This is a genomic window from Actinopolyspora lacussalsi subsp. righensis, assembly GCF_900116555.1.
GTDB classification, from domain to species: domain Bacteria; phylum Actinomycetota; class Actinomycetes; order Mycobacteriales; family Pseudonocardiaceae; genus Actinopolyspora; species Actinopolyspora lacussalsi.
Map to the genome: position 1 here is coordinate 40783 of NZ_FPAT01000003.1, position 14854 is coordinate 55636.

The following is a 14854-nucleotide window of genomic DNA, read 5'->3' on the forward strand; positions in this document are numbered from 1 at the left end:
ACCGAGGCCACGAGTAACGGAGTGTTTTCGGTGGCGTCCGCGACCAGGGTTATCGTGGCTGACCGTGACCGCCGATCACGAAGCCGTCGAGCCGCGCTCCGGGGCGATACCGAACGCCGTGCCGCCCCGCGGTGCCCCGGTCGCACGTCCACCGGGACCGGAGCGGATCACCGGGACCGGAGCGGACGGCGCGGACCTCGCGAGAACCGCCTCCCCGAACAGCGGGACAGCCGCCGCGGGCGACGAGGTCTCGGACAGCCCGACCGCCGAACGGGACCTTCCGGCGGGCGCGGAGGTCGAGTCCGGTGAACGACGCCTGCTGCTCTACCGTCATCTGCAGGTGAGCGGTCACCGCACCTACCTGACGATCATGCGGCTGTTCACCTCCACGCTGCTCGCGGACCTCTCCGCGGCGGAGGTCGCGGGAACGCTGGCGGTGGCCGAGCGCGAGGGCAGGATCGCCGAGGGCGAGTCCGAGCTGTCGACCGTGGTCGAACGGCTGCGCAAGCTCCGCGAGTGGGGCAACCTGACCCACGGCAGACGCGAGACGACCGCGTCCAGCATCGCGGAGTTCCAGCACGGCAGTGTCCGCTTCCAGGTGAGCAAGCTGGGTGTGCGGGTGCAGCGGGACGTGGACGCGCTGTTGCGGGTTCCCGAGGGCGCCCGGGAAGTCTCCAGGGAGTTGCTGCCTGCCATCGAACGCGGGCTGAGCGGGATCGTGGAGCTGCTTCCCGAGGAGACGAGCGCCGCAGCCCTGTCGGAGCAGACCAGGGAACGCATCTCGGAACAGGTCACCACGGTCTTCCTGCAGCACTCCGAGCTCGCCGACACCGTTCGCGATTTCTACGCCTACCTCGGTCAGGTGGTCACCAGGCATCACCTGAACGCGGGCGAGATATCCGGTTTCCGGAATCTGCTGGTGGAGTACATCCAGTCGGTGGTCGAGGACGTGATCCGCCACACCGAGCCGATCGCGGCGTCGTTGAGCGTGCTGGCGCGGCGTCGGGACCAACTGCTGGCGGCGCTGGGCCCCGTGGAGGACCTCGGTGACGAGGTGGAGCGGGCACGCGGCAGGACCGGGGCCGACTGGCAGGAACTCACCGACTGGTTCCTGGACTCGCCGGGCAGGCCGAGCCAGGTCTCGGCCCTGCGCGAGGCCACCGCACGCGCGATCGGCTCGTTGCTGGCCAGCGTCAAGCACGCCACCTCGGGCGGTGGGCCGGTACCGGGGCGTCGGAGCGATCTGCTCCACCTGGCGCGTTGGTTCGACGACTCGGACCAGGCCGGGGCGCATCGGCTCTACGCCGCCGCTTTCGGGCTGTACTCCTCCCGGTGTTTTCAGCCCGCCCCGCCGCACGACGGGGACGAGCACGCCACCAGTTGGCTGGCGGGAAACCGCGTCGAGATCCCGGTCAACGTCCGCAACCGCGCCGATCGGAGCGGCAGCGGCGGCACCTCGCGGGTACTGCACGACCCAATGACCGAGCGGCAACTGCTGGACGAACGCCGCGCCGAGCAGCAGCGACGTGCCGCTGCCGTGGCGGAGCTGGCCGCCGCGTCGGAGAACCCGGCGGGGAGCAGATTCTCCGCCGACGCGCTGGAAGTGCTGTGCGAACTGCTGACGCTGGCGATGGCCGATCGGGAGGATCCGGCCGAAACCCGCACGGCGCTGGAACCGGTTCACCGACTGCGGCTGCGGATCCGACACAGCCCGGAGGGACCGACCACGATCTCCAGCGTGCGCGGCGAGCTGACCCTGCGGGACACGGCGGTGGAGCTGGACGTCTCCGAGATGTCCGGGAGGTTCACCACGACCGGCGCCGCGAACCACGAGAACGTCACCGACGGAGCGATCCGATGAGAACACGGGAGACCTCGGTTCCGGGGTTCGACCGACTCGGCGATATAGACGCGGCCAACGTGGTGCGCTGTGCCAGGACGCTGCTGCGCCGCCCGTTACTGCACGCGGCGAGCCAGGACGGCGACCTGCTGGGCATGATCTACCGCCACCGCGAGGTGCTGCGGGAGCTGTTCGCCACGCTGCTCGGCTACCGGCTGGTGATCCGCAGGCGGTACGCGCGGTTGTACAAGTCCGGCCCCGGCCGGGACGCCACCAGGGCGGTTCCCACCCTCACCCCGCGTGGCTACGCCTACGTGGCGCTGACGCTGGCCGCTCTGACCGGGTGCGGAAAGCAGGTACTGCTGTCACGGCTGATCGACGACGTTCGTGGAGCCGCCGTGGAAGCGGGGATCACGATCGACGACGAGCCCGGTGAACGCAGGGCGCTGGCCACCGCACTGCGCCATCTGGTCGTCCTCGGAGTGCTCACCGAGACCGAGGGCACGGTCGGCCCGCTCGCCGGCGACGCCACGGCGGAAGCACTGATCACCGTCGACACCGATCTGCTCGGTCAACTCGTGACCGGACCGCTGTCGGAGGCCGACGGGCCGCAACGGCTGGTGGAACTGGCGTCGGGCGATGCGGGCGTGCACGCGGCCACTGTGGAACAGGCCGTGCGGCGCAGGCTGGTGGAGGATCCGGTGGTGCACTACCGGGACCTCCCGGAGTCGCAGGCGAACTGGTTGCGCAGGCACCGTGCCGGTGAGACCCGGCTGCTGGAGCGGTACTTCGGCATCGTCGCCGAGTCACGTTCGGAGGGCATCGCCACGACCGACCCGCAGGACTACCTCAACGACACCTCGTTCCCCGGTAGCTCGACGGTGGCGCGCGTGGCCCAGCTCGCGATTCCGCGGCTGCTGGACGGCTCGACGGCCAGGGAGGGCGACCACCGGCACCCGGTGACGCGGGAGGATTTCGGCAGGGTCTGCGAGGAGCTGCTGGAGAGGTATCCGGCCGCCTGGTCCCGCCGGGCGATCGAAGACCCGGAATCGCTGGTCACGATGGTGGTGGACCTGCTGCGGCGGGTGGGCGTGCTGATCCCGCACGAATCCGGGGATCCGGAGTGGTGGCTGCTCAGCCCCAGCGCGCACCGCTGGCTACCGATCCCCGACGGTGAACCGGCTCCGGCGGAGCGGGAAACCGAACCCCCCGCCGAAACAGCGGTGCCCGACCTAGCGTTGTTCGACTATCCGGAAGGAGAACCCGCCCGGTGAGCACGGAAGCGGTGACGCAGCCCGACGGTGCGGCAGCACAGCACCTTTCGACCGCTTCCGGCGGAGAACCCCCCGGAGGGGAGGGGATCGGCAGCCGGTGGCGCCTGCGGCGGGGCGGCGTGGTCAACATCTGGCAGTACGCCAACCAGACGTTCGACCTCAGCGGTGGACGCGCGATCTTCCAGGGGACCAACGGCTCCGGGAAGTCCCGGACCCTGGAGTTGCTGCTGCCGCTGTGCCTGGACGGTGATCTGCGGCAGATCGGGTCCAAGGGATTCGACACGGTCAGCATGAAGCGGCTGATGCTCGACGAGCGCGAGAGCGGTGGCAACCGGCTCGGCTACGCCTGGGTGGAACTGTCCAGGATCTCGCACGACGGCTCCGAACGGTTTCTGACCTGTGGGATCGGCGTGAAGGCCACCGCGACCTCGAACCAGATCAGCGATTCGTGGCGGTTCGTCACCGAACGCCGGGTCGAGCACGACCTGCGGCTGATCGGTCCGGGAGAGGTGCCGCTGAGCCAGCCCCAGCTGCGCGAGGAGCTGGGCGCGGAGTGCCTGCACGACGAGCAGTCCTTCCGGGCCAGAATCGCGGGCACGGTTTACGGCATCACCCCGGAGCGCTACGGCGACCTACTGCACCTGCAACGCACGCTGCGCAACCCCGACGTCGGACTGCGGGTGCAGGAGGGACAGCTCGAACAGATCCTGTCCGACGCGCTGCCGCCGCTGGACTCGACGCTGATACAGCGGCTGGCGACCTCGTTCGAGGACCTGGAGTCCATCCGCGAGAACATCCTGCGGCTGACCACGGCCGACAGCGCGCTGAGCTCGTTCCTGACCACCTATGCGGACTACGCGCTGACAGTGCTGCGCACACGTGCGAAGGCGTCCCGCGAGGCGGCCAGGCAGCACGACTCGTTGCACACCACGATCGACGAGCTGGCCGAGCGGTACCGATCCGAACTGGACAAACGTTCCGCGAGCGAGGAACGGGTCGGCGAGCTGGAGCGGCGTGACCGCGAGCTGGACTCCTCGCTGGGGGCGCTGCGACAGAGCCCGGCCTACACCGAGCTGCAGAACCTGCACGACCGCAGGGCACTGGTGGACAACGAGCGCTCCGCGGCGGAGGGCGCGCTGCGCACTGCCGAACGGCACCGTGACCAGGAACAGCGCTCGGTCTCCACGGTGCTGGGCATGCTGGAACGACTGAGCTCGGACATCGACGCGGCCGAACAGCACCGCCAACAGGCCGATGCCGGGCTCAGGGCGTCGGGACTGGACGGTTCGCTGGCACCGGCGATACCGACGATGCCTCCCACCGAGGCCACGGTCCGCTGGGAGGTCGTGCGCGGCACGGCCGACAGCGGTTCCGAATGGCTCGACGTGGCACGGCACATCCCCCCACAACCCGACACCGAGGAACTCGCCTCGCGGCTGCGTGAGGTCGACGAGCACGCCGCCGGGGCGGTCGAGGCCGCGCGGGAACGCGGTGCGTTGACCCTGGCACTGCGGCAGCAGGCCGAGGAGGCGGATCGGCAGCGGGCCGAGGTCTCCGACGCCGAACGGCAGGCCGAAGCGGCGAAGGTGACCGCCACGGAAGCCGCAGCACGGCGCAACCAGGTACGGCAGGACCTGTACGACACCGCCGTGGCATGGCTGGACCGGGTTCGACGCTGGTGGCACGACGGCGCGCTGGCGAGCGAGGCAGCGGGAACACCCCCGCCCCCGGAATCACCGACCCCGGAACAGCTGACAGCCGACCGCTTCGCGGCGCGCGGCGGTCGGGAGCGGATGCGCGAGTGGGCGCAGCCGGTGCTGCATCGCGTGCGGATGCGCGTCACCGAGCTGGACCGGAAGCTGGCGGAGACCCGTTCGGCGGTGTCGGAACGCGACACCGAACTCGCGGAACTGCGTTCCGGCGGCGAGCGGGTACCGGCCTCGCCCTCCTGGGCCACCGCGGAACGGGACCCGGGCTCTGGCGAGGCGTTCTACCGACTGGTGGACTTCGCGGAATCGCTTTCCGAGTCCGAACGCGCCGCGCTGGAAGGTGCGCTGGAGGCCTGCGGACTGCTCAACGCGTGGGTGACGACCGACGGCACCGCCACCGACGTCGCCACCTCCGACGTGGTGGCGACCCCGGGCGAGCGGCTCACCGGGAGCTCCCTGTCCGAACTGCTGGTGCCCGCCGCCGAACCGGACTGCCCCGTCCCCGAGGCGCGGATCGAGGCGTTGCTGTGTTCGGTCGCCGTGGACGACACGGCGGAAACGGCGGTGCTCGCCGACGGCCGCTGGCGCAGCGGCGTGCTCTCCGGCGCGTGGCGCAAGGAGATGGCCGAGTACGTGGGCGCTGGGGCTCGCGGTGCCGCTCGGCAGCAGCGCATCACCGAGCTGGAGGCCGAGCTGACGGAACTTCGGGCGGAGCTCGGTGAGCTGGAGCGGCAGCGGGCCGACACGGGACGACGTGCCGAGTCGCTGGAGCGCGAGCTGGAGTCCTACCCGGACGACGACGAACTGTTCAGCGCGCACGCGAGGCTGAGCAGCGCCGTCGACGACGCGGACGAGGCACAGCGCACCGCGAACCGGTTGCGGCAGGCCCACGAACAGGCGGAGGCGCGCTGGCAGGCGATGCGTTCCGAGCTGTCCCGCGCGGCGGGCGGAGCGGGGTTGAAACCGGAGACCGAAGCGCTGCAGGAGGCCAACCGGTCCGCCACGGATGCCCGGCGGGCGTTGGAAACCCTGCGCGAGGCGATCGGATCCCGATGCCTCGGCACGTTGGAGCAGCTGGGCACCACGGTGCTGCACCACGACGCGACGGTGGCCGACCGGATGGCGGCGGAGTCGCTGGCCGAGCAACACTGCGCGAACCACGCCGAGCAGGCCGCCGCGCTGGCGGAGTTGACCGCCTCCGTCGACGACGAGGGCAGGCGGGTCGCCGAACAGGTCGCGGAGCTGACGCGGGAGCAGGAACAGCTCCGAGACCTGCTCCCCGAGGTCAGGGAGCGGGTCTCGGCCGCCCGGGAGGAGGCCGGGAAGCTCGACGAGAAGCTGACGGCGGCTCGTGCCCGGTTGTCCGAGCGCGAGTCGGAGAGCAGCGAAGCGGCGAGCGCGCTGCGTCGGGCGATGGAACTACCGGGGCTGTGGGCAGCGGCCGTGGCCGCCACCGAGGGGGAACTGCCCGAAGAACCCGGTGGGGTCGAGGAGTCGGTGACCGCGCTGCTGTCCACCGCGGTGGCCCGGTCCTCACCGGGTAGCACGGCGGCCAAGGCGGTGCACGACAAACTGCACCCGCTGAAGCAGTCGCTGAGCGGTCACTTCGACGTCACCACGGCCGAGGAGGACGAGGTGCTGACCGTGACCGTGATCGGCGAGGAGGGTCCGCTGCCCGTCGCCGAGGCGGCCCTGCGGATAAACCGGCGGTTGGCCGAGCAGCGCGAGTACCTCAACGAACAGTACCGGTCGATCTTCGCCGACTACCTCATCCGCGATCTCGCGGAACGGCTGCGCGACCAGATCGCGGTGGCTCGGGATCTGTGCGACCGGATGAATCGGGTGCTGGAGGGGGCACGCTCCAGCCAGGGGGTACACGTGCAGCTGGACTGGCAGCCCGCCACCGCGCTGAGCGAGGACATGCGGCAGGCCATCGAGGTGGTCCGGAAACCGTTCGCGGAACGCGGGGAGCAGGAGGACGCCCTGCTGCGACGGGTCTTCACCGATCTGATCGAGTCACAGCGGGAGAGCGTTTCCGGCGGTTACGGTGAGATCCTGTCCAAGGCGCTGGACTACCGGGACTGGTACGAGTTCACGGTGCGGGTCCGCGACTCCGGTCCCGACGACCAGCGGCGGGTGCGGCGACTGCGGCAGTTGTCCTCGGGGGAGACCCGGCTGGTGTCCTACGTGACCCTGTTCGCGGCGGCCGCTTCGTTCTACGACGCCATCGAGTCCGCGGCCCAGCAGCACGACCCGTTGCGGCTCGTACTGCTGGACGAGGCGTTCGAACGCCTGGACGACCCGACGGTGGCACGTATGCTGGGGTTGCTGGTGGATCTGGACATGGACTGGATGATCACCTGGCCGAGCGGTTGGGGAGTTTCCCCCAAGATCCCGAAGATGCACATCTACGACGTGCTGCGACCGCGCAGCGGGCACGGAATCGCCTGCACCCACACCGTGTGGAACGGTCGCGGTCTGGAGCGGACGGAACATTGAACGATCCCGAGAGCATTCGTGCCGTCTGGGACCTGCCGGAGCTGCGGGGCCTCTGGGAACGCGCCAGGCAGGCGCTGGAGGCCGCCGACCGCCCCCCGACGTTCCGGCTGGAGCTGCCGGACGAACGGACCCGCCAGAAGGTGGGCGAGGTCTACGGCCGCCCCATGTGGGGGCAGGGAACCAGGATCAATGTGTCCAAGCTGGACGAATCGCTGCGTGCGGGCGCACACGGCGTCGATCTGGAACGGCTGCTGGAGATCCTGCACGAACGGCCGGTCACCCGGCAGGAGTCGGGTTCGCGACGCCGAGAGCATGAACAGGACCGGACCGTCGGGGTGCTGAACGCGGCGCTGGCCGAACACGGCCTGGCGGAACAGCCGTGGGCCGCGGCGTGGACCGACTGGGTAAGGCAGTACGGACGGGTGGCCGACTCGGACCTGGACGCGACCGCGGAACGGGCCGCCGCGGTACTGGCACGTCTCGTGCTGGACCCGGATCGACAGCCACGGGTCCGGTGGTCGCGCACCGAGCTGGCAGCGCGGTGCGCCGGGAACGAGTACGAGCTGGACAACGGAACCACGTTGAGCCGAGTGGTGCTGCGTGCCGCCTCGATGGCGCACGGCACGGACTCACCGGGCGGTGAACGCGAACGCCGGACCCTGTGGGAACGCTGCGGAGTCACACCGGACGGAATCTCGGCCACGGTGCCCTGCTGGGCGCTGCCACTTCCGGGAGAGGACGCGTGGTCGGGCACCGTGCGGGAACGCACCGAGCTGGGACTGCCGACGCACCTGACACTCCTCGATCTCCGGGCCGCCCCGGAACCCCTGGTCGAACCGGGCACGGTGATCGCGGTGTGCCAGCACACGCGGACGCTGGAAGCCGCCGTGACCGCCGGTGTCCGGCACCCGGTGGTGTGCCTCTCCGGACGTCCCGGAACCGTGGCGCTGGAACTGCTCGACCGGCTGCGGGCCGACGGAGCGATCCTGCGATTGCACTGCGACTTCGACTGGACGGGGCTCTCCGTCGCAGGGGCGCTGTACGAGCGGCCGGGATTCGTGCCGTGGCGGATGTCGGCGGCGGACTACCGCGAGACGGTGAACCGGGCCGCCGCCCGGCGCACCGACCTGCGGATCCTGGACGAGAACCCCACCGAGGCACCGTGGGACCCCGAGCTCGCCGAAGTCATGTCCAGCGCGGGGCGTGCCGTCGAGGAGGAGATAGTGCTCGACGATCTGCTGCACGACCTGCGGAACGGGCTCACCGGCCCGGTGGCCTGAGAGGCAGTGGCCTGAGAGGCAGTGGCCTGAGAGGCGGTGGCCCGGCGATTTCGCGAGAAATCGCCGCCGCGGGTGGCGACCACGACACCGGTTGCCACCACGCGACCAGCCGCGCTACACGGCCGGGCTCCACGGCCGGGGAGAGCTCAAGCGTCGAGCGTGAGTTCGGCGCGCAGCGGAAGCTCGGCGACGCTGCGTCCGGCGAGCACGGTGAAGGTGCCGGGTTCGAAACTCCAGCCGCCCGCGGCTGGATCCCAGTGCCGGAACGCGGTGGCCTCCAGTCGCACCGGGACGCTCGCCTCCTCACCGGGAGCCGCCTCGATCGTGGCGAATCCCGCCAACCACAGTGCGGGACGGTCCACAGCCGACTCGGTCCGCCGCAGGTACAGCTGCACGACCTCCTTGCCGTGCCGATCACCGGTGTTGCGCAACCGCACCCGGAACAGGGCGTCCTCTCCGGTACCGATCCGGTCCGGCCCCAGCAGCGCGGAGTACTCCCACTCGGTGTATCCCAGGCCGTGCCCGAAGGAGTACGCGGGCTGCCGCCCGGCTCGCTGCCACGCCCGGTAGCCGAGGTGCGGACCTTCGGTGTAGGCCAGCTTCCCGTGATCGGGTCGGGTCTCGAGCACGGGCACGTCGTCCTGGCGCAGCGGCCAACTGGTCGGCAGCCGACCACCCGGCTCGCTCTCACCCAGCAGGACGTCGGCCAGCGCGTTACCGCCCTCCTGCCCCGGGAACCAGCTCAGCAGCACGGCGGGGACCTCCTCGTGCCACTCCAGCTCGACCGGTGCGCCCGAGTTCACCACCACGACGGTGCGCGGGTTCACCCGGGCGACGGCGCGGACGAGTTCGCGCTGCCTGCCGGGCAGCGCGAGCGTGTCCCGGTCGAAGCCCTCACTCTCGGTACGCGCGGTGGTACCGACCACGACGACGGCGGCATCGGCCTCGGAAGCGGCCGACACTGCCTCGGAGAACTCCCGCTCCTCGTCCGGTCGCTCCGGGAGCAGTCCCAGCGTCACGGCGCTGAGCGGCGCACCGGACACCCGGTGAGTGGCGAGCACGTCGAACGGACGCTCCGGTTCGAGCTCCACCGGCACCGTGGCGTACGGCGGGGCGAGAACGCCCGCCGCCGGATCGTCAACTTCCGGTTCGAGCGTTCGCTCCAGCACCACCGAACCGTCGACCGACAGGGTGTGCTGCCCCATACCCGCCACGCCGAGCTCGTACTCGCCGCCCACTGCCGGGTGAACCCTGGCGATGACCTCGACCGTATCCGCTCCGTGCAGTTCCGAGCCGGTCCACATCAGCTGGGCGGTGCCACGGTGCTCGGTGCCGAGCAGCTCTCCCCGCGCGCCGCGGAAGCGTACCCGCACTCCGCGTTCCGAGGTCTCCGGATCGGTCAGCATCTCGGCCGGAACCGGTTCGAGTCCGTCCCGGACGGTCTCCCCTTCGCGATGGACCACCTCGGTCGTGGGTTCGAGCGCCGCGCGCAGTCCCTCCAGCGGTGAGACCGTGTACTCCGGCACCACGCTGGAACTGCCACCTCCCTGGATTCGGGCGGCCGAGGCGTTGTGGCCGAGTACGGCCACCCTGCCCAGCTCGGAACGCCGCAGCGGCAGCAACGGACCCTCGTCGCGCAGCAACACCATCGAGTCGGCGGCGACCTCACGAAGGATTCGACTCCGGTCCGACGCTGTCGGCGGATCACCGAGCGGGACCGGATCATCGAGTTGGGTTGGGTCGTCGAGTTGGTTCGGGTCGTCGAGCGCGCCGACGCGCGCGGCCAGCCGAATGATCCTGCGCACCTTCTCGTCGACGGTGGATTCGGCGATCCGCCCGGCACGGATGGCTTCGAGCAACGGCCCGCCCCAGACCTCGGAAGGTCCCGGCATGGCGAGATCGTTGCCAGCCGCTGCTGACTCCGTGCTGCGCACGGCGGTCCAGTCCGAGACCACCACCCCGTCGAATCCCCACTCCGCGCGCAGTGGATCGGTCAGCAACGGGTGTTCGGTCATGGTGTGGCCGTTCACCCCGTTGTAAGCGGACATGACCAGCCAGGCGCCCGCGGCGACCACGCGTTCGAACGGCGCCAGGTAGACCTCGCGCAGCGTGCGCTCGTCCACCCGGACATCGACGGTGTAGCGCTCGGTCTCGGAGTCGTTGGCGACGTAGTGCTTCGGGGCCGCGGCCGTACCGGCTTTCCGCAGGGCGGTGACATAGGCCTCGGCCATCCGCCCGGTCAACAGCGGATCCTCGGAGAAGCACTCGAAATGCCTGCCGCCGAGCGGACTGCGGTGCAGGTTGATCGTCGGGCCGAGCACCACGTGCACCCCCTTGCGGCTCGCCTCGGCGGCGAGGATCCCGGCAGCTCGGGCAACCGTCGACTCGTCCCAGGTCGCCGCGAGGGCCGTGGGTGAGGGCAGGCAGCTCGACGGATCACGCTCGTCCCAGAACTCACCGCGCACTCCGGAAGGCCCGTCGGATAGGAACACGCTTCGCAACCCGATCACGTGTTCGGCGGGGATGTGCCAGAAATCGGCACCGCTGATCAGTCGGACCTTGCGTTCGACGTCGAGGCGCCCCAGCAGTTCCTCGATGCGCTCGTCCGTGATGTGCGGTGGTCTCATGACGGACTCCTCCTCAGCGATTCCGGAATCGCTCTCGGCCGGGAAGGCGTGATCAACGGAGCCTACGGCATCGGTCGCGTGGGAACCGACAAACGGGACGAGCCCGCGAACGGCCCGTCGGTTCCCGACGGTGTCACGTTCCCAGCCGTGTCACGACTCCTGCCGTCGTCGGTAGCGCGCGGCGTCGAGATCCGCCGGCACGCGGCTGCTCCCGTGGCAACCACGACCCCCGCGCTGCCGCTCAGGTGCGGCGGCCTTGAGCGGACGGGAGCGAAGTGAACGGCGCTGGTGCTCACTCCTCGTCGTAGCGGCGATAGAAGTCCTTGAGCAGCTGGTGCGCCTTACGTGTGGGGGAACCGGTTATCTCCACGCTGTCCGCGCCCAGCCGCAGGATCACGCTCTCCTGGTTGTTGCGTCGCAACCAGGACTGCACCAACGCGACGATCTTCCGGACGCCGGAGCCGGACAGCAGACCGCGCACCACGAACTCGCGGGTGCCCACCCGCTCGTCGTGGATGTCGCCGAGGCCGGGATCGCGGTCACGCCGTTGCAGGGATTCGATCCGCAGCCCGAGCAGTTCGTGTTCCAACGAACAGGTGAGCCGGTCCAGCGCGGCACGGTCGGTCCCGGTCACCGGTACCAGTGTCAACTCGATCGAATCGGCGTGCTCGGTCATGAACTTCCAACCACGTTCGGGAGTGCGAGCTGCCGCGCGCCCGCCGGACTCGCGAACCGAGCGTACTGAAATCGATCACAGAACTGGCGCGACGCGCTCGAACATCATCCGTTCGGAGCACCTTGGGCACCCTTAACGGCTCCCGAACCGGCTCGATCGCGTCCGCCGGACATCCGAGTCACGACAGCATTCCGGCAGCCCCTATGCCGGAAAATACCGGGGTTCCACCACACGCACCCCTTCGAGTGAACGCACGAAGTCGGCGCCGAGAGCCGTAGCGGGGGTGCGCGTACCGACCGGAACCTCACCCGCCTCGATCGCGGTGACGACACGCAGCACCGCGTCGGCGGTGAGGTCGTAGGTGTCCGGCCCGATCAGCGCGGCACTGACCGCGTTGCCCGCCGCGTCGCCCGCCTCGGCATAGACCTCCACACGGCTGGACGACCTGCTGCCGCGGCCCGGTCCCCGCACGAAGGCGTCGATCGCGGTGTTGGCGATGCGCCGAACCCGGGGGTTGCCGAACAGGTCTCGGGTGACACGCGCGGCGGTCGGATTCATCCGGTCGAGGCCGGGCAGCCCCGCGAAGGTCGTGATGTTGCCGATGCCGGTGGTGCGATAAGCCGTAGCCACATCCCCCCAGGGCAGCGAGGCCACGACTCGCTGTCCCCCGGGGAAGTCGACCGTACGTCTGCGCCAGCCGACGGGCACGTCACGCAGGGCGCCTTCCAAGCGGACCCGACCACCCAACGACACGCCCTCCAACGCGCTCTTCAGCGTCCCCGGGCTGATCCCACCGGTGGTGGTGAACGCGAGATCGAGATCGGTGGCACCGGGCAGTTCGGCAGCGACCATCGCGGCCAGGCAGTCGGTCGGCACCACGTCGAAACCGGCACCGGGCAACAGCGTCACACCAGCGGTCCTGCTCTCGGCGTCCCGCGCGAAGGCGGCCTCGAAAACGTCCACCTCGCCCGTGATGTCCAGGTAGTGGGTCCCGGTACGCAGACAGGCGTCGACCATCGGAGCCGAGGTCGCGGAGAACGGACCGGCGCAGTGCGCCACGGTGTCGACCTCCCGCAGGCACGCGTCGAGCCGGTGGGTGTCCCGCAGGTCCAGCGTCCGGTACTCCAGCCCGAGCGGCACGGCGGTGGCGGCGAGTTTGCGGGGATCACGTCCGGCGAGCACCGGTCGGTGTCCGCGTCGCACGGCGAGCTCCGCGACCAACCGGCCGGTGTAACCGGTGGCGCCGTAGAGCATCCAGACCATGGGCCAGCCTCCGCGATCGACGGTCGGGTATCACGCCGCGACGAGAGGCGCGCACCGTGTCGGACTCCGTGTCGGAACCCGGCACCGTATCGCGCCGAGCGACAAACCTACCCGATCGAGGGAAGTGAGGAAATGATCATCCATCCCCCGAACACCGCGAACAGTGAAGCCGCTCCGTAGCGCACGGCGCGCGAGGACAGGCGCCGAGCCAGCAGCAGGCCGGCAACGATGGCCAGTGCGTCCGCCGCGACCATCCCCAGTGTCGAGCCGAGCCACGTACCCAGCCAGTCGTGGCGAGTGGCCAGCGTGACGGTTGCCAGCATCGTCTTGTCGCCCAGTTCGGCGAGCATGAATGCCACGGTCACCGCCAGCAGGGCGGCACGGACGCCGCGGCCGGACGCGGCGGCGTTGCCGGAATCGTCGAGTTCGTCGCCACGCAGTGTCCAGAGCGCGAACCCCAGGAAAGCCACGCCCGCGCAGAGTTCCACCCACCCGTTCGGCAGTGCGCTACCGATTCCGAAGCCCAACGCCACGGAAAGGGCGTGCACGAGCACCGTGGCCACGGTGATTCCCACCAGGACCTGCCAGGCACGGTATCTCGTCGCGAACGTCATGGCGAGCAGTTGCGATTTGTCACCCAGCTCCGCGACGAAAATCGCGACGGAGCTGAGCGCGAAACTCACGAGCACGTGGGATCCAAACTTGTCGGGGCGGATCGAGCATCCCGCCGCTTCTCACCACCGAAACCGGAACGAAACCGTGCACAGGCATTTCGACACGACAGCGCCGCAGGGAACACCACTTCCGGTCGGCCTCGCCCACATTACCCAAATTCCCACGAAAATCAACGGCCAATGTCGTAAACCACAAATTGACCCGATTACGCAGAACGACCAAAAACCGATTTCGCCACCCCGAAACACTCGTTTCCCCGACTCCAGAAAAGAAATACGTGGCAGCACGACAACGAATACGGCACCCCAGCACCGCGACGTCGATTTCCCGCGAAATCGTCGGGAGCACGGCGGTTCACCGCGGTCGTGTTCGTGCTGCTCCCGCCGGGAGCGCGCCAGAATTCGACGGCTGCTTCGCGGACCGCGACCGGAACTGAGCCCCAAACTGAGACCAAAAGAAAACGAAGCGAGTCCTACCGATCACGACAAGACTCGTTTTCGCAGCTGACAGAAGGTAGGCGCAGCTGGGATCGAACCAGCGACCCCTGCTTGTAAGGCTCATCACCAACACTGACACCCGCCACGACCAACAACGACGGCCATACACGGCCCGCTACCCTGCTGCAGCCAACCGCGTTACCCCCATTTCATGCCACGTGTAATGCCACGGGTGGGTTCGACGCTCGGCCACTGCACACGCCTTCAATGATGCGACCGAACGGATTCCGCACTCATCTACACGACCGCAGACATCCCGCCCCGCATGCGCGAGCTGCCCCGCATGCGCGAGGCACCGCCGAGCTCGACGTCTTGGGAGTGTCGCTCGAACGGTGTTTTCGGCCCGACACGCCGGACTTGGGTCCGGCGGGATTGGGCACGATGAGTGATGAAGTCCGATGCTGTGAATGAGCTGGAGCAGGTCGAGACGTCGGGACGGCAGTTGTTGCCCGAGCAAGCCGCTTCGGCGGCGATGGTGGACCAAATCCGGCAGCAGAGTCTGGAGCTGACTGGC

General features: G+C 69.5%; 8 protein-coding genes and 1 tRNA gene. 4 read left to right on the top strand and 5 right to left on the bottom strand.

What is annotated here, in order from left to right:
- The first annotated feature begins 64 nt into the window (after positions 1 to 64).
- From BM394_RS06285 to BM394_RS06300, 4 genes are read left to right on the top strand one after another with little or no spacing between them, the layout of a single operon-like run.
- Positions 65 to 1861: a DUF2397 domain-containing protein gene (locus BM394_RS06285; RefSeq protein ID WP_245780014.1), complete on the top strand. Its 1797-nt coding sequence runs from the start codon at positions 65 to 67 to the stop codon at positions 1859 to 1861.
- Positions 1858 to 3114, top strand: coding sequence for a TIGR02678 family protein (locus tag BM394_RS06290; RefSeq protein ID WP_092975299.1), 1257 nt, complete (start codon positions 1858 to 1860; stop codon positions 3112 to 3114). Before BM394_RS06285 ends, BM394_RS06290 begins: the two co-directional genes overlap by 4 nt.
- Positions 3111 to 7322 (top strand): TIGR02680 family protein, encoded by a 4212-nt coding sequence (locus BM394_RS06295; RefSeq protein WP_092975302.1) that lies wholly within the window; start codon positions 3111 to 3113, stop codon positions 7320 to 7322. Before BM394_RS06290 ends, BM394_RS06295 begins: the two co-directional genes overlap by 4 nt.
- Positions 7319 to 8602, top strand: coding sequence for a DUF2399 domain-containing protein (locus BM394_RS06300; protein ID WP_092975305.1), 1284 nt, complete (start codon positions 7319 to 7321; stop codon positions 8600 to 8602). The genes BM394_RS06295 and BM394_RS06300 overlap by 4 nt, the downstream gene beginning before the upstream one ends.
- A 146-nt stretch (positions 8603 to 8748) precedes the next feature.
- On the opposite strand, the gene BM394_RS06305 is transcribed toward BM394_RS06300, so the two are convergent.
- The 5 genes from BM394_RS06305 to BM394_RS06330 form a co-directional block, all read right to left on the bottom strand.
- Entirely contained in the window at positions 8749 to 11229 is a 2481-nt protein-coding gene (locus BM394_RS06305; protein ID WP_092975308.1) for a beta-glucosidase family protein, read from the bottom strand.
- Between the two features lie 292 nt (positions 11230 to 11521).
- Positions 11522 to 11905 (bottom strand): hypothetical protein, encoded by a 384-nt coding sequence (locus tag BM394_RS06315; RefSeq protein ID WP_092929183.1) that lies wholly within the window; start codon positions 11903 to 11905, stop codon positions 11522 to 11524.
- Positions 11906 to 12106: 201 nt separating this feature from the next.
- Positions 12107 to 13168, bottom strand: a complete 1062-nt coding sequence (locus BM394_RS06320; RefSeq protein WP_092975314.1) for a saccharopine dehydrogenase family protein — start codon at positions 13166 to 13168, stop codon at positions 12107 to 12109.
- A 107-nt stretch (positions 13169 to 13275) separates the two neighbouring features.
- Positions 13276 to 13857 (bottom strand): TMEM165/GDT1 family protein, encoded by a 582-nt coding sequence (locus BM394_RS06325; RefSeq protein ID WP_092975317.1) that lies wholly within the window; start codon positions 13855 to 13857, stop codon positions 13276 to 13278.
- 500 nt (positions 13858 to 14357) lie between these two features.
- Positions 14358 to 14424 (bottom strand) — tRNA-Leu (locus BM394_RS06330).
- Positions 14425 to 14854: the final 430 nt, after the last annotated feature.

Excerpts from the sequence above, each read along its gene's own strand:
- BM394_RS06320 (WP_092975314.1), bottom strand. The coding sequence starts at position 13,168 with ATGGTCTGGATGCTCTACGGCGCCACCGGTTACACCGGCCGGTTGGTC.
- BM394_RS06305 (WP_092975308.1), bottom strand. The coding sequence starts at position 11,229 with ATGAGACCACCGCACATCACGGACGAGCGCATCGAGGAACTGCTGGGG.
- BM394_RS06315 (WP_092929183.1), bottom strand. The coding sequence starts at position 11,905 with ATGACCGAGCACGCCGATTCGATCGAGTTGACACTGGTACCGGTGACC.
- BM394_RS06290 (WP_092975299.1), top strand. The coding sequence starts at position 1,858 with ATGAGAACACGGGAGACCTCGGTTCCGGGGTTCGACCGACTCGGCGAT.